Here is a 22,990-nt window from a genome sequence, read left to right on the forward strand (position 1 = left end):
GCCGTGAAGAAAACCTTGCACGACCTGGCCTCGCTGGCCGCCCGCATGGGCGTCGGCGGGATCTTCTTCGCCAACGGCTGGCAGAAGCTCGAAGCCGGCCTCAACGCCACCCAGGCGCAGTTCACCGAACTCCACGCGCCCGTCCCCTACCTCTGGGCGGCCGTCACCATGCTGGTCGAACTGGTGGGCGGCACGCTGCTGATCGCGGGTCTCGCCGTGCCGGCCGTCGGGCTGCTGCTGTTCGCCGAGGCCCTCGCCGTGTTCGTGGTCACCGCCGGTGACACCGGCCTACCCCTCACGGGCGGCGCCATCGAGCTGATCGTGGCGCTCGGGGCCGCGTCCGTGCTGCTCGCCGTCACCGGCGGCGGCCGTGTCTCGGTGGACCACATGGTGGTCATCAAGCGCCGCGAGGCGGAGGCGGCCGGCGAGTTCGCCGCCGACGCCGAGGCCGACGCGGTGATCGCCGCACTGCGCCCGCAGTGGCCCGGCGAGGACCGGGAGACCCGCGGCACCCGCGACGCCGGTGAGTCACGCGGCGAGGCCCGGCAGCCCCGCGAGTCCCGGGAGGACCAGGACGCGGGGGCGGGCACGCCGGACCCGGCGGCGCGGCCCTCCGGTTCACGGCCCGGCCCGCGAACCGGCCCCCGCGCCGGTACGGACACCCCGGCGGCCCCGGAGACACCGGCCGGTCCCGCTCCCTCCGCGGCCGCACCGGAGGGCCGGACGGACCCCGCCGGCGATGCCCCCGGAACGCCCACGGGCGGGCAGGCTTCCACGACGACCCGCCGGGCCGCCGCGCCCCGTCCACGCCGTACCCGGCGCGATGACGACACGACGACGGAGAGCCGCGCCGAGGCGCCGCCCGCTCGCTGAGGGGGTCGCCGCGAGGGCGGTCAGGGTTCCCGTGACAGCGGCAGGCGCAGCAGGAAGCGGGCGCCCTGCGGGCTGTCGATGATCGTCAGCGTGCCCCCGTGGCTCTCGGCGATCTGCCGGGCGATCGGCAGGCCCAGCCCGGCCCCTCCGGCGCCCCTGCTCCGGGCGGTGTCCAGGCGGGTGAACCGCTGGAAGACCCGCTCGCGCTGGTCGCCGGGGATCCCCGTACCGTCGTCGAGCACCTCCAGCACCGCGGTGCCGGACAGGAAACGGGGGTCGCCGTCGGGCGACTCGTCCCGCCGCACCTCCAGGCTCACCGAGGACGCGGCGTGCCTGTCGGCGTTGTCGAGCAGGTTGGTGATCAGGCGGCCCAGCCGGATGCGGTCGCCCCGGACGGTCACCCCGGGGGGCAGCCGCGGGACCATCGTGTGCACGGCCCGGCGGTGGCCCAGTTCGTCGGCCACGAGCCGGCCGAGGTCCAGCGGCTCGCGTTCGCACGGCGCGCCGGCGTCGAGGCGGGTCAGCGTCAGCAGGTCGGCGGCGATCGCCTGAAGGCGGTCGATGCTCCTCAGCACGGCCTCACCGATCTCCCGTACGTCGGTCTCCTCGGGAGCCAGCAGCGCGTCCTCCACCTGCGCGCGGATCGCGGTGATCGGGCTGCGCAGCTCGTGGGAGGCGTCGGAGGTGAAGCGGCGCTGCTGCTCGAAGGTCTCCTCCAGCCGGTCGAGCGTATAGTTGACGCTCTGGGCGAGGTCGTAGATCTCTCCCCTGCCCGCCGGGACCGGCACCCGCCGGCCGAGCTCGGACGTGTTGATCTCGTCGAGCTCCGCGCTGATGGCCTTCACCGGCGTGAGCGCCCGCCTGACGCTGCGCCGGGCGCCGTACGCGACGGCGGCGGTGACGAGCGCGGACCCCGCCGCCAGCCCGGCCACCAGCCCGGGCGCGACGTCGAAGGTCCGCACCGGCGCGGCGCTGTAGACGGTCCAGTCCTGGCCGTCGTGGTAGACCCGCTGCGCGACCACGACGCGGCACCGGCCCGCGCCGAACACGCCCCCGCAGACCTCCTGGACGGTCCTGAGCTGCGGCGCCTCCGGACGGAACCGCGCCATGGGCGGCTTGCCCCGCATGTCGGGCGTCGCGGCACGCACCTGGCCCCCCGGGCCCACCACCTGCACGGACCCTTTCAGGGCCGGGGACTCGGGCGGCAGCACGGCTCCATCCCGCGCGCGTTCCACCTGGTAGGCCGCCCGCTCACCCGCCGCCGTCACCTCACTGACGAGATGCCGGCCGGCCGCCTGGTGCAGCGCCCACACCAGAACGACCGAGAACGCCACGCACAACAGGGCGACAGCCGTGCCGGTGAACAGCGCGACACGACTCCTGATCGACCATTGATCCCCAAAACCCACGCGACCGCCTACTCCGGGAACGGCCTTCCATGGCCGCATCCCGAAATCTACGCCAAACACCTTAATTAGGATGCAATAGTACAAACTTGAAGATTCACCCCTAATTGCCGTAAATCCTTCCCTGCGCAACGCGAACGGCAAGCGCGTAAAGCCGCCTTCCGGGCGGCGGGCCGAATGGTGGAACCTGGGGGTATGAACAGTGCGGGACCGTTGCCGGTCATCGACGTGAGCCCTTTCACCGGCCCTTCCACCTCTGACGGCGGCCGGGAGCGCGCCGCCGTCGCGCGCCGGATCGAGGCGGCCTGTCTCGACAGCGGCTTCTTCTACGTCAGCGGTCACGGGGTGCCGGACGACCTGATCGCGCTGCTCCGGGAGGCGGCCGCGCGTTTCTTCCTGCTGCCGCCCGAGCACAAGATGCGGGTCTCGATGGACCGGGGCGGACGGGCCTGGCGCGGATACTTCCCGGTGGGGGGCGAACTCACCTCAGGCCGCCCCGATCTCAAGGAGGGCCTCTACTTCGGCGCCGATCTCGGCCATGAGGATCCCCGGCCGCTGCACGGGCCCAATCTCTATCCCGAGGAGGTGCCGGAACTGCGCGCCGCCGTACGGGCGTACATCGACGCGCTCACCGGCGTGGGACAGGCCGTCATGCGGGGCGTGGCGCTGAGCCTGGGGCTGGAGGAGGACTACTTCGCCTCCGGCTACACCGCGACGCCCACGGTCCTGTTCCGGATCTTCCACTACCCGCCGCCGGCCGAGTCCGGACGGGGCGAGTGGGGGCCGGACGAATGGGGGGTCGGCGAGCACACCGACTACGGCCTGCTGACGCTGCTGCTGCAGGACGACAATCCCGGCCTGCAGGTGCACACGGCCCGCGGCTGGATCGAGGCGCCGCCGATCCCCGGGACGCTGGTCTGCAACATCGGCGACATGCTCGACCGGCTGACCGGCGGCCTCTACCGGTCCACTCCGCACCGGGTGCGCAACCACACGGGGCGGGGCAGGCTGTCCTTCCCCTTCTTCTTCGACCCGGGCTGGGACTGCGAGGTGCCGCCGCTTCCCTCCCGGCCCGCCCGGGACGGTGGCCGTCCCCGCTGGGACGGCCTGGACCTGCGCGCCTTCACCGGGACGTACGGCGACTATCTGACCGCCAAGGTCGCGAAGGTCTTCCCCCACCTCGGCGGCCGGGTGCTGCCGCGCCCGTCAGCCGGGCGCGAAACCGTGTGACCCGCGGCACGGCCCGGGCCGGCACGAGCCGGCCGGGGCCCCGGCCGGTCGGCTACCGGTCGCGGCGCTCCGGCTGGAGCGCGTCCTGCAGGTTCCCCGCGACCTCGCACAGGCTGGGCAGTTCGCCGCCGTGCGCGATGTGCCCCGCCACCACGCGCCGCAGCAACTGCCTGAGCGTCTCCCGCTCCGGCTCCTCCAGCGGGGCCAGCAGGTGCGCCTCGGCGCGTTCCATCGCCTCGGAGACGTCCGCCAGGCGCGCACGGCCGAGATCGGTCGCCACGATGAGGCGGTTGCGCCGGTCACACGGATCGGGACGCCGCTCGACGAGCCCGGCCTTCACCAGGTCGTCGACCAGGTAGACCATCACGGTCCGGTCCAGCCCCAGCTGGCGGGCCATCTCGATCTGGTTGCGCGCGCTCTCGTGCACCGCCGCCGACAGCACCTGGTAGCCGCGGTGCCCGGACGGCAGCGCCTCGGCGGCGCGCTTGGTCACGGTGATGTGGGCATGCAGCGCCTGTCCCAGCAGCCATCCGAAGTCGATCTCCAGGCCCGCGGGCAGCTCACATGCCAGTTCACTCACGCCTCCCATGATATCCGGCGACTTGACAGATACTCTTCCATGCAGACAGTCTGACTTACAGACGATCTGAACGGAAGGCGATTGCCATGTCTCATCTGCTGCACATCGACGCGTCCGCACGCGCCAAGGGGTCGGTCTCGCGTGAGATCGCCGCGACGTTCCGGGACGGCTGGACGGGAACGGTCAGCCACCGCGACCTGGGCGCCGAGCCGCTGCCGCACCTGACCGGCTCCGCCATCACCTCGCGATGGAGCCCGGCGGACCAGCACACCGCGGAGGAGCGCGCGGCCGCCGCGCTGCAGGACGCCCTCGTGGACGAGCTGCTGGCGGCCGACGCCTATCTGTTCGCCGTGCCCATGTACAACTACGGCGTCCCGTCGACTTTCAAGGCGTGGCTCGACCACGTCCTGATCGTCGGGCGCACCGTCGGCGTCGCGGAGACCCCGGTCGCCGGACGCCCCGCCACGCTCGTGCTCAGCAAGGGCGGCGGGTACCGCCCCGGCACACCGCGAGAGGGCTGGGACTACGCCGAGCCGTACCTGCGCCGGATACTCGGCGAGGTGCTCGGCCTCGATCTGCACGTGATCGCGGCCGAGCTCACGCTCGCCGACACCACGCCGGCCATGGCGGACCTGCGCGGCCTGGCCGCCGAGTCGCTCGCCGCCGCGCACGCGGCGGCCGGCGCCCGGGTCCGGTCCCTGGCGGCGGCGTAGGGAGGAGGGCCCCGTCAGTCCGGGAGGCCGCCGCGGGCGATGACGTCGCGGTACCAGCGGGCGCTGTCGCGGGGGGTGCGCTCCAGCGTGTCGTAGTCGACGCGGACGATGCCGAACCTCTTGTGGTAGCCGCGGGCCCACTCGAAGTTGTCCAGCAGCGACCACACGAAGTATCCGCGCAGGTCGGCGCCTCGGTCCAGGGCCGACCGCGCGGCCCGGAAATGGGTGTCGAGATAGGTGATCCGCCCGGGGTCGGACACCCCGTCGGGGAACGCGGCCCCGTTCTCGGTGATCATCAGCGGGGTGCCGGGATACTCCCGGCACAGCCGTACGAGCAGGTCTTCCAGGCCGGACGGGTTGATTTCCCAGTCCATCTCGGTGACCGGCCCGTGCGGGTCCTCCCAGGCGATGCCCTCGCTGCCCGGATACTCGGGGTGCCCCTCCGCCGAGGCGTCGGCGACGACCCGGTTGACGGTGTAGTAGTTGACGCCCAGCACGTCGATCGGCTGCGCGATCGTCGGCAGGTCGTCCAGGTTCACCTTGGTGAATCGTTCCAGATGAGCGAGGACGTCGGCGGGGTACTCGCCGCGCAGCACCGGATCGAGGAACAGCCGGTTCGCCAGGCCGTCGATCAGGCGGGCGGGCTCGGGGTCGCCGAGGATCGGGGTGAGGTTCAGCGTCAGCGAGACCGACTCGGCGCCCCCCGCCCGCAGGGCCTGGGTGCCCAGGCCGTGCGCGAGCATCAGGTTGTGGGCCGCGGTGAACGCGGCGGCCGGGTCGGTCACGCCGGGCGCGTGCCGCCCCGAGCCGTGCCCGACGAAGGCCGACACCCAGGGCTCGTTGAGCGTCGTCCAGGTGGCGACGCGGTCGCCGAGACGCGCGTGGACGGCCGCGGCGTAGTCGGCGAACCGGAAGGCGGTCTCCCGGTTGGTCCAGCCGCCCATGTCCTGCAACGACTGCGGCAGGTCCCAGTGATAGAGGGTGGCCACCGGCGTGATGCCCCTGGCGAGCAGGGCGTCCACGAGCCGGTCGTAGAAGCCCAGGTCGGCCAGGCGCGGCCAGGCCACCGAGAACCGGTACGCCTTGAGCCCCAGCCAGGCCATGATCTCGACGTCCTCGAGGTACCGGTTGTAGTGGTCGCAGGCCACGTCGCCGGTGTGGCCGTCGCTGACCATGCCGGGCGTGTGGGAGAAGGTGTCCCAGATGGAGGGGACCCGGCCGTCGGCGTGGACCGCTCCTTCGATCTGGTACGACGCGGTCGCGGCCCCCCAGAGGAAGCCGTCGGGGAATGTGATCATCGTGAACTTTCGCGAATCGTCAACCGTGGTTCGAGGAGCGTCGACTCCGGGACGGCCTGGCCCTCCAGCTTGGCCATGAGCAGCCGGACCGCCTGACGTCCGACGTCCTCGGCGGGAACGAGCACGGAGGTCAGCGCGGGGCTGGCCCGCTCGGCGATGTCGTCCGGGCAGATCGCCACCACCGAGACGTCCTCGGGCACCCGCCTGCCGAGGATCCGCAGAGCCCCCAGCACATGGCCGGCGGCCGCCTCATTGTGCACGACGAGCCCGGAAAGCTCCGGCCGTTCGTCGAGCAGCCGCTTCACCGCGGCGTGTACCTCGTCGAACGACTCCTCGCACGGCCAGGCCCCGGCCTTCAGTCCGTGCCGCGCCGCCGCCTCGGCGAACCCGGCCATCGTCCGCTCGGCGAAGCCGGTGCCGCGCTCGTAGACCACGGACGGCGCGCCGAGCAGGGCGATCTCGCGGTGCCCGAGATCGGCCAGGTGGTCGGCGCACAGCGCGCCGGCCCGGGCGAAGTCCAGGTCGACGCAGGTCAGCCCTTCCGGGTCGGCTGGGAAACCGATCAGCACGGCCGGCTCCGCGAGCCGGCGCAGCAGCGGCACGCGGGGGTCGTGGATCTCCACGTCCATCAGCAGCAGCCCGTCCACCAGCGCGCTCGCCGCCACCCGGTGCAGCCCGTCCGGCCCCTCGTCGGCCGTCATCAGCAGCACGTCGTGGTCGTACTGACGGGCCGTGGTGACGACCGAGGTCGCGAACTGCATGAGGACCGGCAGGTTCATGCCGGCCCGCAACGGCAGCACCAGCGCGATGACCTTCGCGCGCTTGCTCGCCAGGGCGCGGGCGCCCGCGTTGGGGTGGTAGCCGAGCACCCGGACGCTGTCCAATACCCGCTGCCGGGTCGTCGCCGAGATCGCCCGCTTGCCGCTCAGCACGTACGAGACCGTGCTGACGGCGACTCCCGCGTGCTTGGCGACGTCGGCGATCGTCACGGTCCTCACGGGCGGAGCCCTCCGAGGAAAGTCAGCGTGCTCACCGTGACCCCCTCGCTTTCGTACACCACATAAAGATCGCGCACTCCGGCCGCTGCCGCCAGGGGGGTGTTCACCTCGACGAAGTCGTGCCTGGTGGCCGTGGGCGGGACGGTGACCGCGCCGGCCACCTCGCCGGTCAGGGGGTCGTCGAGCCGCAGCGTGACCACCCCGCCCTCGTCGCTCGACACCCTGAGCGCGCACGTCCGCGGGCCCGCGTCACCGGGAACCGGGCCCCCGCCTGGGTGGCCGCCCGGGTCCCCGCCGAAGTCGCAGTCGCGGAAGGCGATCCAGGCCCCGGGCGAGGCGGAGCGGACGGCGTCCCCGGCGTCCGGCGCCGCGTCACACAGCACCACCCCGTCGTACTCGTCGTGGCCGGCCGCGTCCAGTGGCCGGCCGGTGAGAACCCGCGGCGGGATCCGCTCGCCCCGCACCCGCAACGGCGCGCAGAGCCGGATGTCCCCCGACGACGCGCCCACCTGCACCGTGTGCGCGGCGTCCTCCACCACGAACCGGCCGCGCGTGACGTCCCAGAAGGCGAGGCCGGCGACCGGCACCTCCACCTCGACCGTACGGCTCTCACCCGGCGCGAGCCGCACCTTGGCGAAGCCGCGAAGCTGGCGCAGCGGCTGCTTCACCCGGGAGCGCCGCTGGTGGGTGTAGACCTGCACGACCTCCTCCCCGGTGCGCCCGCCCTCGTTGGTCACGGTCACCCGGACCGTCACCGTGTCGCCCGGGGCGGCCTCCGCCGCGGACAGCTCCAGGCGGGAGTAGGCGAAGCGGGTGTAGCTCAGCCCGTGCCCGAAGGGGTACAACGGCCGGCCCCGGTAGTAGAGGTAGGTGGCGTCGGAGGCGATGACGTCGTAGTCGAGCAGGTCGGGCAGTTCGGCGGCCGAGCGGTACCAGGTCTGGGTGAGACGGCCGCCCGGATCCTCGTCGCCGAGCAGCACGTCGGCGAGCGCGTGGCCGTACTCCTGACCGCCGTGCGACGACCAGACGATCGCGGGCACGTGCTCCTGCGCCCAGGTGACCGCGAACGGGTAGCCGCTGGAGATCACCAGCACGGTGGCCGGGTTTGCCGCGTGGACGGCCTTCAGCAGCGCCTCCTGCCGCTCGGGCAGCGCCAGCGTCGTCCGGTCCTCGGTCTCCCGGCCGTTCACCAGGGGGTGGTCGCCGAGCACGACGACCGCGACGTCGGCGCGGGCCGCCGCCTCCGCGGCGCGGGCCTGGCCGCTCTCGACCAGTTCGACGGACAGCACGGACGCGGCGTCGGGGTCGTCGGTCGTGCGCACGACGCCGCCGGCCACGGTGACGTACCGGCCGGAGGAGATGTTGCGCAGCACGACGCCCCTCGGCCGCTCCTCGATGCGGAACGTCTGGCGCACCTCCCAGCCGCTCGGGCCGGGCTGGTCGTTGACGAGCACGCCGTCCTCGCCGGCCTGCACGTGCCGTCCGTTTGCGCACGCCCGGAAGGCGAAGGCGCCGCCGCCCCAGTCGAACACGTCGAAGCAGGACCGCTCGCTCCCGACGTACAGCGGCCCGCCGGCGGGGTCCGGCGACGCTCCGACGTAACCGCCCTCGGCGCGCAGCGCCACCCGGTCCACGCCCTCGTGGTAGACCGTCTCGCACCGCTCCGTGAGCCCCGTCAGCGCCGTCACCTGGTACGGCAGGGTGCCGCTGTACCAGTCCTCGAACAGGGCGCCGGCCAGCGGGCCGACGACCGCGACGGTGCGCGGCGCCGACAGCGGCAGCAGCCCGTCGTTCTTGAGCAGCGTGATCGACTGGCGGGCCGCCTCCCGCGCGAGCCGCCGGTGCTCGGGGCTGTTGACCACCTCGTGGGTGATCTCGTCGTACGGCGTGGCGGGGTCGAACTCCCCCAGCCGCACTCGGATCGACAGGGTGTGCCGTACGGCGGCGTCGAGGTCGGCCTCGGTCAGCAGGCCGCGGTCGAGTGCCGTCCTGATGTGGGCCAGGGTCGCGGCTCCGTCGGCGTCGTCCTGCGTGAAGCTGTCGAGCCCGGCCCTGATCGCGTGCGCGTACGCCTCGGGGAGGTCCTTGTGGTAGCCCTGCGGCGCGGTGAGGTTACCCGGGGCGTAGGCGTCGCTGACCACCAGGATGTCGTCGGGCGCCCACTCCCGCAGGTGGCTGCCGATCAGCGGCGACAGGTGGGCCGGGCGGCCGTTGACGAGGTTGTACGACGGCATGACCGCCACCGCGGCCCCCGCTTCGAGCGCGGGGCGGAACGCCTTCAGTTCGTACTCGTGCAACACCCGGGGCGGCAGGCCGCTGGAGGTGACGCACCGGTCGGTCTCGTTGTTGTAGCCCAGGAAGTGCTTCAGCGTCGGCGCCGTCTTGAGCACCTCGTGGCTCCCGCGCAGGCCCTGCGCGTACGCCGTGCCCATCACGCCGGTGAGCCAGGGATCCTCCGAGTAGCCCTCCTCGTTGCGGCCCCAGCGGGGGTCGCGCAGCGGGTTGACGACCGGCGCCCAGACGTTGCGGCCCACGCTCTGCGGGTCCTTGTGGTGGAAGGCCATGACCTCGTCGCCCGCCGCCTCCCCCACCTGGCGGACCAGGTCGGGGTTCCAGGTGCAGGCCAGCCCGAGGGCCTGGGGGAACACGGTGGCCGGCCCGTGCCAGGCCAGGCCGTGCAGGGCCTCCGTGCCGGTGCGGAAGGGCCGCAGGCCGAGACGCTCGACGGGCGCCTGGTACTGGTGCAGCAGGCCGATCTTCTCGTCTAGCGTGAGCCTGGCGAGCAGGTCCGCCACCCGGTCGGCGGGAGGAAGCGCGGGGTTCCTGAATGCCGGGTCCTGAGCCGGTTCGTTCATCTGGAGACTTCCCCTTCGCGTCGAAGCGCTTCGATGACCTGCCGAAAGAGGTGCCCACGAGGGCGTCGCGAGGATCCGCTGTTCGGTTGGGAAGCGCCGCCTGTCGAAGCGCTTCGAAAGGGCTACCGGACGTTTCCGGTGTGTAAATACGGGCTTATCCGGAAGATTGCCCTTTCCCTCGCCTCAGGTCAAGACCCGCGTCTCGCCTGTTTCACCGCGATTTCAGTCCCGTACGCGGGGCCCTGCGGCGTGCGTGCGCGGCGAGACGGATCACAGGAAGAAGGGTCGCCCGTCTGTTCAGCGCCCGTGGATTCGGTGACGCGGCGCTCGCGTCGCCCGGCCTGCTCGCCGCGGCGTACGCGCTGGTGGACGACGCCGCCGGGCCGACCTGCCCCGCGTGAGGATTTCCGGGTGAGGGTTTCGCGTCAGCGGCTCCGCGGCCGCCTGGGGAGGCCGGTCAGCGGACGATCTGCAGCAGCGCCTGCCGCTTGGCGGCCGTCGGTTCGGCCAGGCGCTGCACCTGCCTGCCGCCGGCGTCCAGCACGACAAGGGTGTTGGCGGTGCGTCCGGCGACCCGGACGGCCAGGCGGCCGTCCCGCAGGTAGAAGGCGCCGATCAGCGAGCCCTTCACCGGGATGGGGACCTTCTTCCCGGTGACGATGTCGACGACCGACGGGGAGAAGTACTCCGGCCAGGAGCCGTCGCCCGCGGGCGCGTTCCGCGACAGCGGCGCCACGACGACCTTCATCCCGTCGGGCGACAGGCTCTGCACGTGGTTGGCGAGGCCGATGCCCCTGGCCTTGATCGATCTGCCGGTTTTGAGGTCGAACCGATAGACGCCTTCGGTCGTCCCGGCGTACCCGGCGAGGTAGCGGCCGTTGGCGGACCACGTCAGGTGACAGACACCGCGCGTGCTGCCGGCGGTGCGGCGGTGGGTGCCGTCCGCGTTGACGACGACGACCCGTCCGTCCTCGCCCCGCCCCTCGGTCACGAACGCGACCTGTGCCGAGTCGGGCGACCAGGCGGGGGTGAGGCACGGCCCCAGATACCGGGCGCCCTTGGCCACCGTCTTCACCGTGCGGCCGATCTGTACCTGGACCTTCCCGCCCTCGCCGATGTAGGCGACCTTCCGGCCGTCGGGGGAGGCGGAGAACTGGCCGATCGGCGGCCTGGCGCCCGTCTTCGCGAAGCCCCTGCCCGGCTCGTACCGGCTGATCGAGCCGCTCGGGGACATGTAGACGGCGACCCCGGTGAGGGGCTTCGGCGCGGCGGCGGCCCCGGCCGGAGCGGCGGCGGCCGCGGGAACGACCAGCGCGGCGGCGAGCACGGCGGCGGAGAGCAGGCGAGTGTTCATCATTTTCCAATTCCTCGGTGTGACCTCATTCGACGCCTCACGCACCCGCTTGGTTCGCCGCCCCGCGACATCGGAGCGGCTTCCGCTCCGGCCGACGCCGCTCCGGCAGGGCAGACGGCAGAGCAGGCGGAAGGGGCAGGGGCGTCGGCAGGGGGCGTCGGCCGAGCGCGGGTCAGCGCTGGGCGGGCAGGCGGCCGGAGTCGACCGAGTCCAGCACCCGCGCGGCCGCCCCGAGCGCGGCGGCGCCGTATCCGAGGGTGGAGACCTCCAGGCGGCAGCCGCCCCCGCCGGGGGCGAGCACCCTTCCGTACATCTCCTCCTCGGCGCACCCGACAAGCCAGGGGGCGAGCGGCACGTAGTAGCCGCCGAGGATCACGACCTCCGGGTTGAGCAGGTTGGCCACGGCCGCCATTCCCCGGCCGAGGTGGCGTCCGAGGTTCTCCAGCAGCGCGAGGACCTCCCGGTCGTCGTTCCGCGCCCGCCGTACGACCTCGTCGATCTCGAGTTCGAGATCGGACGGCGAGGCGTCGGGAGCCGTGTGGGCGAGGATCGCGCCGACTCCGGCGACGGCCTCCAGACAGCCGCGGCGGCCGCAGCGGCAGACGGGCCCGGCGGGGTCGAGTTCGAGGTGCCCGATCTCGCCGCTGTACCCCTGCCCGCCCCGCCTGAGGCGGCCGTCCAGCACGATGCCCGCGCCCACGCCCATTTCGCCGGTGACGTACACGAGGTTGGCGGCGTTGCGGTGGGGCCCGAACCGGTGCTCGGCCAGCGCGGCGAGATTGGCGTCGTTGTCGACCAGCACGGGGAAGCCGGGGTCGCGCAGCGCCTTGGTGAGGTCGCCGGCCAGGTCGGCGTCACGCCAGCCCAGGTTGGGGGCGACCCGCACGATGCCGTCGACGTCCACGAGGCCGGGGACGGCCACCGTCAGGCCGAGCACCTGACGGGCCTCCTTGGTCATCCGGCTGACGACCCGGCGGGCCAGCGCCGCCATCGCGACGACGGCCTGCCCCGGTCCCGAGGTCCCCCCGGGGAAGGAGCGCCGCCAGTTGAGCAGTTCCTCGCCCTTGAGGTCCACGGCGACCGCCGTGATGTAGTCGACGTTGATCTCGATCCCGATCGCGGCGTACGGCGAGCCGTCCAGGACGAGCATGGTGGCGGGGCGGCCGACCCGGTGCTCGGTCAGGCCGGTCTCGCGCAGCAGGCGCCGGTCGATGAGGTCGGCGACGAGGCTGGACACGGTGGCCTTGTTGAGTCCCGTCGAGGCGGCGATGTCGGCGCGGGAGCAGGGGGCGTTCTCACGGACGAACCGCAGCACGACGGCGAGGTTGGTCGCCCGTACGTCCGTGAAGTCGGCCGGCTGTGGCCCGTTGTGCGAAGTGATCACTGTCCGCCTCGTTCCCGCTTGGGCTCATCATGCCGCAATTGCGCGCAATCCGACATGACATGGACGGTACGGACGGCCACTCCGGCTCCGTGACGCGCGGCTCGGCGCCGGCCACCGGTCCCAGCGCCTCCCCGGTACCCTGGTGGCACCCGCTCCTCCGCATTTGTTTGCGCTATTTGTTTGGCTATGGAACTAACTAAAGCCTACCGTGAGGCGGCACGTGAATCCAGGGGCCGTACCGCCACCGCACGTGTGCGGGACGGAGCGGACTATATGGTCTGGCGCGGGCCCGGCGGGGGGTCCGATGCCGCCCCGGTGTCGGCCCGGTGTCGGACTGGTGCCGGCGGCCGGTGGGGCAACCGGAGTGCAAACGAGAAGCAAACGCGACAGGCGACCCTGGTCCTCGTGAAGAGGGATAAGTCGCACTATCTCGGCGAACTACTCGTGTGGGAGATCGAAGACTATCTCCGTGCCAGGTCGGCCCCTCCGGAGCGGGCGCGGGTGGCGCGCCTGCGCGTGTCCAGCCGGTCGGCGGCGGAGGCGGTCGCCGCCGAACTGGAGGCGGGCGGTGGTGTCCACGCCGTCGCGAGGCGCGCGCTGAGGCTCGGCGTCGCCTCGCCGGACGACCTGTTCGGGGTGGTGACCCGGGACGAGCACCCGGAGGTGTTCGAGGCCGTGCCCGGTGCGACACTGCCTCCCAAGCCCGAAGGCGAGGGATTCCTCGTCATCCGCCTCGTCGCCTTCGAACCGTGACCACCGGTCAGCGCATGCCGGCCCCGGTGACCTCCCTGTCGACGATCCTGGTCGCGCCCTCCTGCCGGGCGCAGTGCGCGCAGCAGAACCAGCGGCCGTCGTACTCCGCGCCGTGGCCCACGATCCGGCACCCGCAGTGCTCGCACACGGGAGCCATCCGGCTGATGGCGCACTCGAAACTGTCGAAGACGTGCACCACCCCCTGGGTGTGCACCTCGAAGGCCATGTCGTAGTCGTTGCCGCATACCTCACACGTAGCCATGGTCGTCCCCCCGTCGACTCGCGGTCGAGGGGGGAGATACCCGCGCATTCCCGGACGAACACCGCCATCCCAGGTCACCTGGCCACCACGTCACAGGGCATGACGTCGCCAGGGCATCACGTCACAGGGCGTCGAGCAGGGCCTTCGCCACCGACCTGGCCCCGGCGGCTGCCTCCTTCGGGTCCATGAGCTCGGAACCGGCCGCGTTGATCGGCGTCTTCTCCGGACGGTCGCTGCCGCCGAACAAAACCCACACGACGGTCTTGCCGTCGAGCGCGTAGATCTCGTATCGGTTGGACTGGGCCGTGTCCGTACGCTGCCGGATCGCCTGGCCGAAGGCGTCCTGCCCGAAGCCGCTCAGCTTCTCCACCTTGCCCCACCGGATGCCGCCGATCCGGCTGCTCTCCGTGAACTTGGTCTTCGAGCGTTCGTCGACGAGGTAGTAGCGGGCGGACTCGGCGTCCCAGAAGGTGTGCACGGCGATGCGCAGGTTGCGCCACCGGACCTTGCCGCCGCCGAGCGGAAGCGCGTCGTTCCACCACTGACACTGCGTGACGATCGAGTTGCCCTCCTTGCTCCGCGCCGCCGCGCCCTCGGTCGCCGGCACCAGGCCCGCGGCCAGCGACTTGAGGTTCACGCAGGCCTTCGGCAAGGGGATGCGGGTCGGCGAGGGCGACGGCGAGGGACTCGGCTTGGGACGCGCGTGGTAGGGCAGCGGCTGCCCCGCCCGCCAGGCCGTCACCGACTTCGCGACCTGGGCGAGCAGTCCCTTCACCTCGCGCAGGGCGTTCTCCTCGGTGATCGACTGGGTGGACTCGGCCGAGAGGAAGTCCGCCTCCTTCTTCTTCTGGCTCGCCTCGAACTTCACCTGGAAGTACACGTCGCCGACGCGGCCGGCCCCCTCGCCGAACGAGTACCAGTACTCCTTGCCCTCCCGCGTCCACTGGTAGCGGGCGACGGCTCCGTTCCCTATCTCCCGGAACTCCCTGGGCTTCGAGTAGTAGTGCTCCTTGTCGGAGTGGGTCGCGCCGTACTTGTACTGGCTGAGCTCCCCGTTGTACTGGACGCGCGCCGCCTCTTCGGCGGTGGTCGTCCCGAGCGCGTCGAACCTGGACACGTTCACCGTGATCTCGCGCCTGCGGGTGACGTCCTTGTAGGAGATGTTCCGGTTCACCCATTCGCAGGTCCACCGGACGTAGCTGACGAGGGTGCCGCCGCGGTTGTCGTTGCTCGACGAGTTGATCTCGGCACGTGGCACGAGGCGCTCTGCCTCGGCGGGGTCGAGCATCGCGCACACGTCCGCGGCCGCCGCCTGTGGCGGGGCCGTGGCGGACGAGGCGACCGGCCGGGCCGGGGTCGCCACCGGCCGGGAGGGGGTCGAGCCCTGCCGCACGGTCATGAAGGTGAAGGTGCCTCCGGCCACCAGCAGCACGGCTCCGACCGCCACCACGGGCAGCACCCATCCCCGCCGCGGCGGGGCCGACGGCTGCGTCGGCATCTGCCACAACTCCGGCGGAGGCGGCGTCACCGCCTGCCACCCCTGCCCGTACTGGCCGTACTGCCCGTACTGCTGCTGCCCGGACTGGTACGGCGCCTGCCCGTACTGCTGCGAGGGCGGGCCGGACTGCTGCGGGTACTGCCCGGGGTACGGCTGGGGGTACTGCGGCGGCGGGGGCGGCCCTGGGGGTGAGGCGTCCGGCCGCGGACCGGGATAGGGCCCGGGCTGCCCGCCCGGCGGCGGGCCCTGAGGCGAACCCGGATAACCACCCGGCGGACCCTGCGGCGGACCCTGCGGCGGCCCTTGCGGAGGGCCTTGGTGCTGGCCGGGCTGCCCACCCGGCGGCGGACCCTGCGGCGAACCCGGATAACCACCCGGCGGACCCTGCGACGGCCCCTGCGGTGGACCTTGGTGCTGGCCGGGCTGCCCACCGGGGTAAGAGCCCGGCTGCCCGCCCGGCGGCGGACCCTGTGGAGGGCCGGACTGGGCGGCGCCGTAGGGCGGCGGGTACGGCGGCCCGCCTCGCGAGGGCCGGTCCTCGGGCGGGATTCCGCCGGGGCCGACGGGCCTGTCGTCACCGCTGGTCATCTCGTCTCCTACAGGGGGTGCGGACGGGAGGGTCGAATGGGGGCGACTTCAGCCGAGCCCGATGCCGACGAGTTCGGCGGCGCGCTCGGCGGTGCCCCGGTCGGCCTGGGTGACCGCCGGGTCGCCGGTGCGCCGGTAGGCCACCTCGACGACGAGGTTGCTGAGGCGGAACCAGACCGTGGCGCCTGTGGTCCCGGCTCCGGGGTCGGCCGTGTCGCAGGCGAACGCCTCGTCGGCGATCCCCGGGCGGTCGCGCGCCGCGGCGCCCCGGGCCGCGCGCTCCGAGGCGAGGTCGCGGGCGGCGGCCGCCTCGCCCGCGCCGTCGCCGGGAAGCCGGAAGCCGACGGTGATCGTCCCCGCGTGCCCGCTGACGCGCTCGGTCCACGTGCAACCGCTCGCGCCGTCCCCGCCGTCTCCGCCCTGCCGCCCGCCTCCCCCGCCCTCGCTCCCCTGGCCCCGCGCGGGCTCCGGGCGGGGCGCCGCGCCGAGGAGGTCGCGGATCTGCGCGTCGGTGAGGCTGCGGCAGGCGTCGGGGACGGCGGCGAAGCGCCCGCCGCCCTCGTCCCGTCCCGACGTCAGGAGCCAGGCGCCGAGTCCCGCCGCCAGGCCGGTCACGATCACCAGGGCCGCCACGACGGCCAGACGCCACGACCGGGCGGACCGTACGGCGGGGGCGGGCGGCGCGGCGGCGGCGCGCAGGGCCTGCCGTACGACCTCGGGCGGCGGGCGCCGCGCCGGGTCCTTGTCGAGCAGGGCGTGCACGATCCAGGCCAGCACCCGGGACGCCCGCGCCATCGGCGGGGGCTCGTGGAGCAGGACGGCGGCGACGAGCGCGGCGGCCGTGGGACGGTGGAAGGGAGTCTCGCCCTCGGCCGCCGTGTAGAGCGTGGCCCCGAGTGACCACAGGTCCGAGGCGGGCCCGTCGGGCTCGTCCCGGAACCGCTCCGGCGCCATGTAGGCGGGCGACCCGGCCGAGCTGCGCCAGGAGGCGCCGCCCTCGCCCATCGGCGCGGCGATGCCGAAGTCGGTGAGCAGGGCCCGGCCGTCCGGTCCGATCAGCACGTTGGCCGGCTTCACGTCCCGGTGCAGGACGCCCCGCGAGTGGGCCGCCTCCAGCGCGTCGAGCACGGCCAGCCCGATCTCCGCGACCCGCTCGGAGGGCAGCGGCCCGTACTCTCGAATGATCTTGTCGAGGGAGCGGCCGGGCACCAGGTCCATGACGATCCACGGCCGGCCGGCGTGCCCGACGACGTCGTGGATCGTCACGATCGAGGGGTGGCTGAGCCGCCCCGCCGCCCGGGCCTCGTCGACGGCCCGCCCGAGGAACTCGGCGAGCCGCCGGTCGTCCAGGTCCGGCGGGACGCGGAGCTGCTTGATCGCCACCTCGCGGCGCAGCAGCTCGTCGTGGGCGCGCCAGACCGTGCCGCCGCCGCCCTCACCGAGCCGTTCGGTGAGGCGGTACCGCCCGGCGAGCACCTCCACGGCTACGCCAGCCCGCTCAGGCCGCCCGCGGCCGACCGGGCCGTCGCGACCGCCTCGTCCCGCAGTCCGGCCGGGGACGTCACGTCCAGGTGGGCGTACCGCAGCACGGCCACGAGGTCGCCGAGCCGGAAGTACACCCAGGCGGCCTTCGCCGTGCCCTCCGGCGTGGTGACGTCCACGGCGAAGGCCTCGTCGGCCAGCCCCGGCACGTCCCGCGCGGCCGACTCGATGACCTGGGTCTTCTGGTTGAGCCCGACCTCGTACCAGATGAGGTCGCCGTCGCGCGGCCCCGAGGCGTACTGGCGGCGGAGCCCCTGCATGAGCGTCCGCGCGGAGGCCAGGTCCAGCGCCCAGGGTTCCGGGGTGTCGGAGTCGGTCTCGGCGCCCAGTTCGACGCCCGCACCCGTGACGGCCCACTGGCAGCCCGCCTTCTCCGGGTGCGGGTCCGCCGGGGCGCCCAGGAACCGGCGCACCTGCGCGCCGGACAGCGCCCGGCACAGGTCCACGGCACGGGTGAAGACCGGCGAGACCCGCGGCGGGGGCGTGCCGGGCTCGCCGTCCCGCAGCGCGTACGCCGTCAGGGGCACCGCGGCGGCCGCCACGGCGAGGGCCACGGCCGCGATCCACCACCGGCGGCGGCGTACGGGCCCGGCGGGGGCGCCGGCGCCGGCCTCCGGGCCGGGCGTGCCGCCGTCGGCGATCCGGCGCAGCGTGGCGAGCGCCGCGCCCGTGTCCGGGCGGTGCGCGGGGTCGCGCGCCAGCATCCGGGTCAGCACCGGGCCGAGCGGCCCCGCGAGCACCGGCGGCCGGGGGTCCCGGGTGAGCGTCGCCGCGATCACCTCGGCCTGGGTGCCCTGGTGTGGCGGGACGCCCTCGACCGCCGTGTAGAGCGTGGCCGCGAGCGACCACAGGTCGGCGGCCGGGCCTCCGCGGTCCCCCGCGAGCCGTTCCGGCGCGATGAACCCCGGCGAGCCGACGAGCAGCCCCGCCTCGGTGATCGACGCCTGGCCGGCGGGCCGGGCGATGCCGAAGTCCGTGAGGACCACCCGGCCGTCGGCGGACAGGAAGACGTTGCCCGGCTTGACGTCCCGGTGCTGCACGCCCTGCGCGTGCGCGGCCGACAGCGCGTCCAGGAGCCGCGCGCCGAGATCGGCCACCTGCCGGTACGGCAGGGGCCCGTACGAGGCGACCTGCGCGGCGAGATCCCGGCCGCGGAGCAGTTCCATGACGATCCACGGCCTGCCGTCCTGGACGAGCACGTCGTGCAGCGCGACGATCCCGGGGTGCCGCACCCGCGCGGTGACCTCGGCCTCACGCATGACCCTGGCGACGAGCTCGGCCCGCTCGCGGTCGCCGAGGCCGTCCGGGAGGCGCAGTTCCTTGACCGCCACCTCGCGGTCCAGCACCGGGTCCCTGGCCAGCCATACCCGGCCCATGCCGCCGGAGCCCAGCGGGCGCAGCAGGTGGTATCGCGAGGCCAGTGGCTCCCCCAGCGATTCGGCCATAACGGGGAGAATAGCGAAAGCGTGATCGATCGCCCTCCTTATCGCCGGTCCCGTCCGACGGGCGAGACGCGGACGACCCCGCCGCCCGGGCATTACCTCACGGGTCATCGCCTCCGCGACCCGCCTGGGACATGCTCGGGACCAGGAGGGGACGAGCGTCCCCGGCACCGCCGCCGGACCACAGGAGGAACCATGCCCGCCTACGCCATCGCCCAGCTCCGCGACGTCACCGTCGGCGCGGACATCGTCGAGTACCTGCGGCGCATCGACGCCACGCTGGAGCCGTTCGGCGGCCGTTTCGTCATCCACGGCGGCGAGGCCGAGCTTCTCGAGGGCAGCTGGCCGCAGACCCTCATCGTCATCGAGTTCCCCGACCTCGACACGGCGAGGGCCTGGTACCGGTCGCCCGCCTACCAGGAGATCCTGCCCCTGCGTACGAGGAACTCCTCCGGGGACGCCGTGCTCCTCCCGGGGGTGGGCGAGGACCACAAGGCGCTGGACGTGCTGACACCGGCCTGACCGGCGTCGCACGAATGGGACGAATGCCCGTAAGCCGCTCCCTGCCGGGAAAGGAACGGTATCCACTGCGTCGGGGCTCGACGTGGACCGGGAGCGACCCCGCGTATCGGGGTATGTCGCGAATGCGGTCGCAGGAGGCGACACGTTCGCACATCCACCAGAGGGAGCGGAGCCGGCGGAGATGAAGGTGCATGCTGCGCGCGACGCGCTCACCCGGTCGGCCTGGCGCCGGTGCGTCGCGGTCGCGGCGGTCCTCAGCGCGGGCCTCGCGATCGGCTCCCTGTCCGGTCTCACGTCCGCCGCGTACGCCGTGGCGATGTCCGTGCCGATGTCCGTGCCGATGTCCGTGCCGATGTCCCGCGGCGGACACGGAGGCGGAGGCTTCGTGGGACCCGACAACAACGCCAACGGATCCCGCATCACCGTGGGCAACGGCAGAGTCCACGGAAACTACATGGTGGTCGGCAGCCTCAAGAACGCGAACGGCCTGCAGCAGGCCACGATCGGCGTGAACGGCAACGGCAACTCCCAGGGCAACGTCTGCAGGCGGCGGGGCGGCCGCTGCTGGTTCAACCAGAACGCGTGGGTGTCCCGCTCCGGCCGGTGGTGACGGCGGCGGTGACGGCGGCGACGACGGCCGTGGTGACGGCGGCCGGCCACCGCACGACGGGACGCCCCGCGGGTGGGCGGTGCTCACCCGCGAGGCGTCCTCGATTCACGGTCCGGTCCTGCCGCGTGGGACTCAGCTCAGGGTGAGGTCCTTGACCCGGACGTCCCCGGTGAAGACCAGGTACACGTCCTTCACCCCGTTCGCGCCGGAGACCGGAGCGGTGGCGGCGGCCCACTGGTAGACGCCGCCGGTCGCGGCGACCGGGATCGTCGCCACTCTGGCGCCGTCCGGGGAGCCGAGGCGCACCTCGATCTTCCCGCCGGTCGCGGAGGCCACACCCACGGTCACCTTCGCCGGCTTGCGGAGCTGGACGTCCTTGAACGCGATCCAGCCGCCGTCCGCGCCCGCGACGGCGTCACCGCGGACCTTGGTCTCGTCCACCAGGTGGACACCCGAGTAGTCGTCGAAGTCGATCGCCCGGGTGGTCTTCGACAGGTCACGGTGCGGGATGTCCTCGCCCCTGACGTTGATCGTCGAGCGCTGGCGGATGGCCGCCGACGACGATCCCACGAGGACGTCGTGGGTCGCGTTCTCGACCGTCCACTTGTTCCGCGTGACGTCCCACAGGGCGAGGTCGGCCTTATTCACGGTCATCGTGACCGTCTTCGTCTGCCCGGGCGCCAGCGACACCCGCTCGAACGCGCGCAGCTGCTTGACCGGCTGCTTCACCCGCGACCGGTGCTGGTGGGTGTAGAGCTGCACGACCTCGTCGCCGGCCCGGGAGCCGGTGTTGGTCACCTTCACCGAGACCTCGTACGCGTCGCCCTTCGGCACCGCCTTGAGGCCCTGGTAGGCGAACGACGTGTACGACAGGCCGTACCCGAACGGGTAGAGGGGCCGGCCCTGGTAGTACAGGTAGGTGCGGTCCTTCTTGACGATGTCGTAGTCGAGGATGCCCGGCAGCTCGTCGGCCGACCGGTACCACGTCTGCGTCAGCCGTCCCGCCGGGTTGACGTCGCCGTACAGCACGTCGGCGAGAGCGTGGCCGGTCTCGGCGCCCGCGTGGGTGGTCCACAGGATGGCCGGGACGTTGTCCTGCTCCCAGTTGATCGTCGTCGGGTAGCTGTTCTGCAGCACCACGACCGTGTTGGGGTTGGCCTTCTTCACCGCCTTGACCAGGGCCTCCTGGCCCTCGGCGAGGTTCATGTCGGTGCGGTCGTGCGCCTCGCGGCCGTTGATGAACGGCATGCTGCCGACCACGACGACCGCCACGTCGGCGGCCTTCGCCTTGGCGACCGCGTCGTCCACGCCGCGGGAGACGACCTCCTTGGCGTAGTGCGTGGCCTGGTCGGCGGTGGTCAGGCTGAGCGTGCCGTCGGCCTCGGCCTTGACGTACGCGTTCGGGCCGAACCAGCTCTCGCTCGTCTCGTAGCCGGCGTACCGCAGCAGGTAGGTGCCGTCGGACTGCTGCTCCAGCTTGAACTGCTCCTGCACGAACCAGCCGGACGGCTGGTCGGCGGTGTTGGCGAGCGTCGCCCAGTTGGCCCGGCTGACGTACTTGCCGTTGGCCGCGCTGCGCAGCGTCAGCACGCCCTGGCCCCAGTCGAACGCGTCGAACTGCTCGGTCGCGCCGGCCGTGGAGGCGCTCTCCTTCAGGTCTCCCCCGGCGGCGGGCGCGCTGATGTACTTCCCGGTGGCGACGTCCTTCAGGGCGATCCGGTCGACACCCTCGGAGGAGGCCACCGCCTTCGCGCGCTCCTTGATCCCGGCGAGCGGGGTCACCTTGTACGGCAGGGCGCCGGAGTACCAGTCGGTGTAGAGGACGTCGGCCAGCGGGCCGACGACGGCGACCTTCTTGCCGGGCTTCAGCGGCAGCGCGCCGCCGGAGTTCTTCAGCAGCACCATGGCCTTGGCCGCGGTCTCGCGGTTCAGCTTCTGGTTCGCCGGGCTGTTGACGACGTCCTTGGTGATCTTCCCGTACGGCCCGCCGTCGGGGTCGAACTCACCGAGCCGGAACCGGATGCTGAGCTGGTGCCGGACGGCGTTGTCCACGTCCGCCTGGGTGAGCAGCCCCTTCGACAGCGCCTCCTTGACCGCCGCGACCGTCGGGCCGCCGTTGGTGTCGTCGACGGTCATGCTGTCGAGGCCCGCCTTGATCAGCGCGGCGTCGGCCTCGGCCTGGGTGGCGTAGTACTTCTCGCTCTGCACGAGGTTGTTCGGCGCCCAGGCGTCGGAGACGTTGAACAGGGTCCGCCCGGTCCAGGAGCGGACCACGTCGTTCAGGTCCGGGCTGACCGTGTTGGGCCGGCCGTTGACGAGGTTGTAGGACGCCATCACGCCGGTCGCCGCGTCCGCGGAGATGGCCGGTTTGAACGCCGCCTCGTCGTACTCGTGCTTGACCCGCGGCGGCAGTTCCGACGAGGTGACGTCCCGGCTGACCTCGTTGTTGTTGGCCAGGTAGTGCTTGAGCGTGGGCGCCGACTTGAGGTGGTCGGGGTCGTCGCCCTCCATGCCCGATCCGTACGCCGTGGAGATGGCGCCGGTGAGCAGGGGGTCCTCGGAGTAGCCCTCCTCGTTGCGGCCCCAGCGCGGGTCGCGCAGCAGGTTGACGACGGGCGCCCACAGGTTGAGCCCCCACACGCGCGGGTTCTGCGCGTGGAAGCCGCGGGCCTCGTCGCCGACGGCCGAGCCGACCCGCTTGATCAGGGCGGGGTCCCAGGTGCTGGCGAGGCCGAGCGCCTGGGGGAAGACGGTGCCCGTGGCGGTCACCACGGCGCCGTTGTTGTCGATGTCGGTCGACCAGGCCACGCCGTGCAGCGCCTCGGTGCCGCTCTTGAACAGGCCGACGCCGAGGCGGTCGATCGCCGGGGCGTACTGGTGCAGCATCGACACCTTCTCGTCCGGCGTGAGCCGGCCGAGAAGGTCGTCGACTCGCTGCGCGAGCGGTAGCGAGGGGTCTCGGAACGGATAATCGTCGGCCGCCCGCACGGGGCCGGCGCCCAGGCTCAGAGCCAGAGCCAGGGCGGCCGACGCGGACAGCATCGCCGAACGGCGATGGGACATTGCGCCTCCAGGTCAGGTA

Annotated in this window: 19 protein-coding genes; 7 read left to right on the forward strand and 12 right to left on the reverse strand. The window is 72.9% G+C overall.

Features of this window, described 5'->3' with window-relative positions; all coding sequences use genetic code 11:
• Positions 1–3 precede the first annotated feature (3 nt).
• Positions 4–873: a DoxX family protein gene (locus FED44_RS27830; RefSeq protein WP_138462574.1), complete on the forward strand. Its 870-nt coding sequence runs from the start codon at positions 4–6 to the stop codon at positions 871–873.
• A 20-nt stretch (positions 874–893) separates the two neighbouring features.
• Here FED44_RS27830 and FED44_RS38565 read toward each other — a convergent pair whose 3' ends face one another.
• Positions 894–2,321 carry a sensor histidine kinase gene (locus FED44_RS38565; protein ID WP_138462575.1) on the reverse strand — a complete coding sequence of 476 codons (1,428 nt, stop codon included), beginning with the start codon at positions 2,319–2,321 and terminating at the stop codon, positions 894–896.
• A 153-nt stretch (positions 2,322–2,474) separates the two neighbouring features.
• Between FED44_RS38565 and FED44_RS27840 the strand changes: the two genes are divergently transcribed.
• Entirely contained in the window at positions 2,475–3,509 is a 1,035-nt protein-coding gene (locus tag FED44_RS27840; RefSeq protein WP_138462576.1) for an isopenicillin N synthase family dioxygenase, read from the forward strand.
• 52 nt (positions 3,510–3,561) lie between these two features.
• On the opposite strand, the gene FED44_RS38230 is transcribed toward FED44_RS27840, so the two are convergent.
• Positions 3,562–4,089 (reverse strand): MarR family winged helix-turn-helix transcriptional regulator, encoded by a 528-nt coding sequence (locus tag FED44_RS38230; protein ID WP_279633916.1) that lies wholly within the window; start codon positions 4,087–4,089, stop codon positions 3,562–3,564.
• A gap of 86 nt (positions 4,090–4,175) precedes the next feature.
• Between FED44_RS38230 and FED44_RS27850 the strand changes: the two genes are divergently transcribed.
• Positions 4,176–4,802, forward strand: a complete 627-nt coding sequence (locus FED44_RS27850; protein ID WP_117410066.1) for an FMN-dependent NADH-azoreductase — start codon at positions 4,176–4,178, stop codon at positions 4,800–4,802.
• A 14-nt stretch (positions 4,803–4,816) separates the two neighbouring features.
• On the opposite strand, the gene FED44_RS27855 is transcribed toward FED44_RS27850, so the two are convergent.
• The 5 genes from FED44_RS27855 to FED44_RS27875 all read right to left on the reverse strand — a co-directional run bounded on the left by FED44_RS27855 (position 4,817) and on the right by FED44_RS27875 (position 12,691).
• The gene (locus tag FED44_RS27855; RefSeq protein WP_138462577.1) at positions 4,817–6,100 is read right to left on the reverse strand and encodes a GH1 family beta-glucosidase; all 1,284 of its coding nucleotides are present in this window, start codon (positions 6,098–6,100) and stop codon (positions 4,817–4,819) included.
• Positions 6,097–7,098, reverse strand: a complete 1,002-nt coding sequence (locus FED44_RS27860; RefSeq protein ID WP_117410064.1) for a LacI family DNA-binding transcriptional regulator — start codon at positions 7,096–7,098, stop codon at positions 6,097–6,099. The genes FED44_RS27855 and FED44_RS27860 overlap by 4 nt, the downstream gene beginning before the upstream one ends.
• Positions 7,095–9,953 (reverse strand): glycoside hydrolase family 3 protein, encoded by a 2,859-nt coding sequence (locus tag FED44_RS27865; protein ID WP_138462578.1) that lies wholly within the window; start codon positions 9,951–9,953, stop codon positions 7,095–7,097. The genes FED44_RS27860 and FED44_RS27865 overlap by 4 nt, the downstream gene beginning before the upstream one ends.
• 457 nt (positions 9,954–10,410) lie before the next feature.
• Positions 10,411–11,310, reverse strand: a complete 900-nt coding sequence (locus tag FED44_RS27870) for a TolB-like translocation protein (RefSeq protein ID WP_138462579.1) — start codon at positions 11,308–11,310, stop codon at positions 10,411–10,413.
• Between the two features lie 169 nt (positions 11,311–11,479).
• A complete protein-coding gene (locus FED44_RS27875) occupies positions 11,480–12,691 on the reverse strand; it encodes an ROK family transcriptional regulator (protein ID WP_117408756.1) in 1,212 nt (403 codons plus the stop codon).
• Between the two features lie 405 nt (positions 12,692–13,096).
• Here FED44_RS27875 and FED44_RS27880 point away from each other — a divergent pair, with 405 nt between their 5' ends.
• Entirely contained in the window at positions 13,097–13,444 is a 348-nt protein-coding gene (locus FED44_RS27880) for a hypothetical protein (protein WP_133306092.1), read from the forward strand.
• Between the two features lie 7 nt (positions 13,445–13,451).
• Here FED44_RS27880 and FED44_RS27885 read toward each other — a convergent pair whose 3' ends face one another.
• Positions 13,452–13,706, reverse strand: a complete 255-nt coding sequence (locus FED44_RS27885; protein ID WP_117408758.1) for a hypothetical protein — start codon at positions 13,704–13,706, stop codon at positions 13,452–13,454.
• Between the two features lie 121 nt (positions 13,707–13,827).
• Entirely contained in the window at positions 13,828–15,105 is a 1,278-nt protein-coding gene (locus FED44_RS27890) for a hypothetical protein (protein WP_138462580.1), read from the reverse strand.
• A gap of 4 nt (positions 15,106–15,109) precedes the next feature.
• Here FED44_RS27890 and FED44_RS36680 point away from each other — a divergent pair, with 4 nt between their 5' ends.
• Positions 15,110–15,421, forward strand: a complete 312-nt coding sequence (locus FED44_RS36680) for a hypothetical protein (RefSeq protein ID WP_187406075.1) — start codon at positions 15,110–15,112, stop codon at positions 15,419–15,421.
• A gap of 419 nt (positions 15,422–15,840) precedes the next feature.
• On the opposite strand, the gene FED44_RS36685 is transcribed toward FED44_RS36680, so the two are convergent.
• Complete coding sequence (locus FED44_RS36685; protein WP_187406076.1) at positions 15,841–17,274, reverse strand: serine/threonine-protein kinase; 1,434 nt, start codon at positions 17,272–17,274, stop codon at positions 15,841–15,843.
• Between the two features lie 2 nt (positions 17,275–17,276).
• Positions 17,277–18,779: a serine/threonine-protein kinase gene (locus FED44_RS27905; protein ID WP_167521615.1), complete on the reverse strand. Its 1,503-nt coding sequence runs from the start codon at positions 18,777–18,779 to the stop codon at positions 17,277–17,279.
• Positions 18,780–18,971: 192 nt separating this feature from the next.
• On the opposite strand from FED44_RS27905, the gene FED44_RS27910 reads away from it, so the two are divergent.
• On the forward strand, positions 18,972–19,298 hold the full coding sequence (locus FED44_RS27910; RefSeq protein ID WP_117410584.1) for a DUF1330 domain-containing protein: 327 nt from the start codon (positions 18,972–18,974) through the stop codon (positions 19,296–19,298).
• 181 nt (positions 19,299–19,479) lie between these two features.
• On the forward strand, positions 19,480–19,908 hold the full coding sequence (locus tag FED44_RS27915; protein WP_138462583.1) for a hypothetical protein: 429 nt from the start codon (positions 19,480–19,482) through the stop codon (positions 19,906–19,908).
• 132 nt (positions 19,909–20,040) lie between these two features.
• Here the strand turns inward: FED44_RS27915 and FED44_RS27920 are convergent, their stop codons facing one another.
• A complete protein-coding gene (locus tag FED44_RS27920) occupies positions 20,041–22,971 on the reverse strand; it encodes a glycoside hydrolase family 3 protein (protein ID WP_138462584.1) in 2,931 nt (976 codons plus the stop codon).
• Positions 22,972–22,990 lie beyond the last annotated feature (19 nt).

It is taken from the genome of Microbispora triticiradicis, from assembly GCF_005864065.1.
Classification (GTDB): Bacteria; Actinomycetota; Actinomycetes; order Streptosporangiales; family Streptosporangiaceae; genus Microbispora; species Microbispora triticiradicis.

Coding starts and splice junctions, on each gene's coding strand:
- FED44_RS27910 (WP_117410584.1), top strand. CDS start 18,972: ATGCCCGCCTACGCCATCGCCCAGCTCCGCGACGTCACCGTCGGCGCG.
- FED44_RS27885 (WP_117408758.1), bottom strand. CDS start 13,706: ATGGCTACGTGTGAGGTATGCGGCAACGACTACGACATGGCCTTCGAG.
- FED44_RS27915 (WP_138462583.1), top strand. CDS start 19,480: ATGAAGGTGCATGCTGCGCGCGACGCGCTCACCCGGTCGGCCTGGCGC.
- FED44_RS27855 (WP_138462577.1), bottom strand. CDS start 6,100: ATGATCACATTCCCCGACGGCTTCCTCTGGGGGGCCGCGACCGCGTCG.
- FED44_RS27850 (WP_117410066.1), top strand. CDS start 4,176: ATGTCTCATCTGCTGCACATCGACGCGTCCGCACGCGCCAAGGGGTCG.
- FED44_RS38565 (WP_138462575.1), bottom strand. CDS start 2,321: ATGCGGCCATGGAAGGCCGTTCCCGGAGTAGGCGGTCGCGTGGGTTTT.
- FED44_RS27865 (WP_138462578.1), bottom strand. CDS start 9,953: ATGAACGAACCGGCTCAGGACCCGGCATTCAGGAACCCCGCGCTTCCT.
- FED44_RS27870 (WP_138462579.1), bottom strand. CDS start 11,310: ATGATGAACACTCGCCTGCTCTCCGCCGCCGTGCTCGCCGCCGCGCTG.
- FED44_RS27920 (WP_138462584.1), bottom strand. CDS start 22,971: ATGTCCCATCGCCGTTCGGCGATGCTGTCCGCGTCGGCCGCCCTGGCT.
- FED44_RS27890 (WP_138462580.1), bottom strand. CDS start 15,105: ATGACCGTGCGGCAGGGCTCGACCCCCTCCCGGCCGGTGGCGACCCCG.
- FED44_RS27905 (WP_167521615.1), bottom strand. CDS start 18,779: ATGGCCGAATCGCTGGGGGAGCCACTGGCCTCGCGATACCACCTGCTG.
- FED44_RS27840 (WP_138462576.1), top strand. CDS start 2,475: ATGAACAGTGCGGGACCGTTGCCGGTCATCGACGTGAGCCCTTTCACC.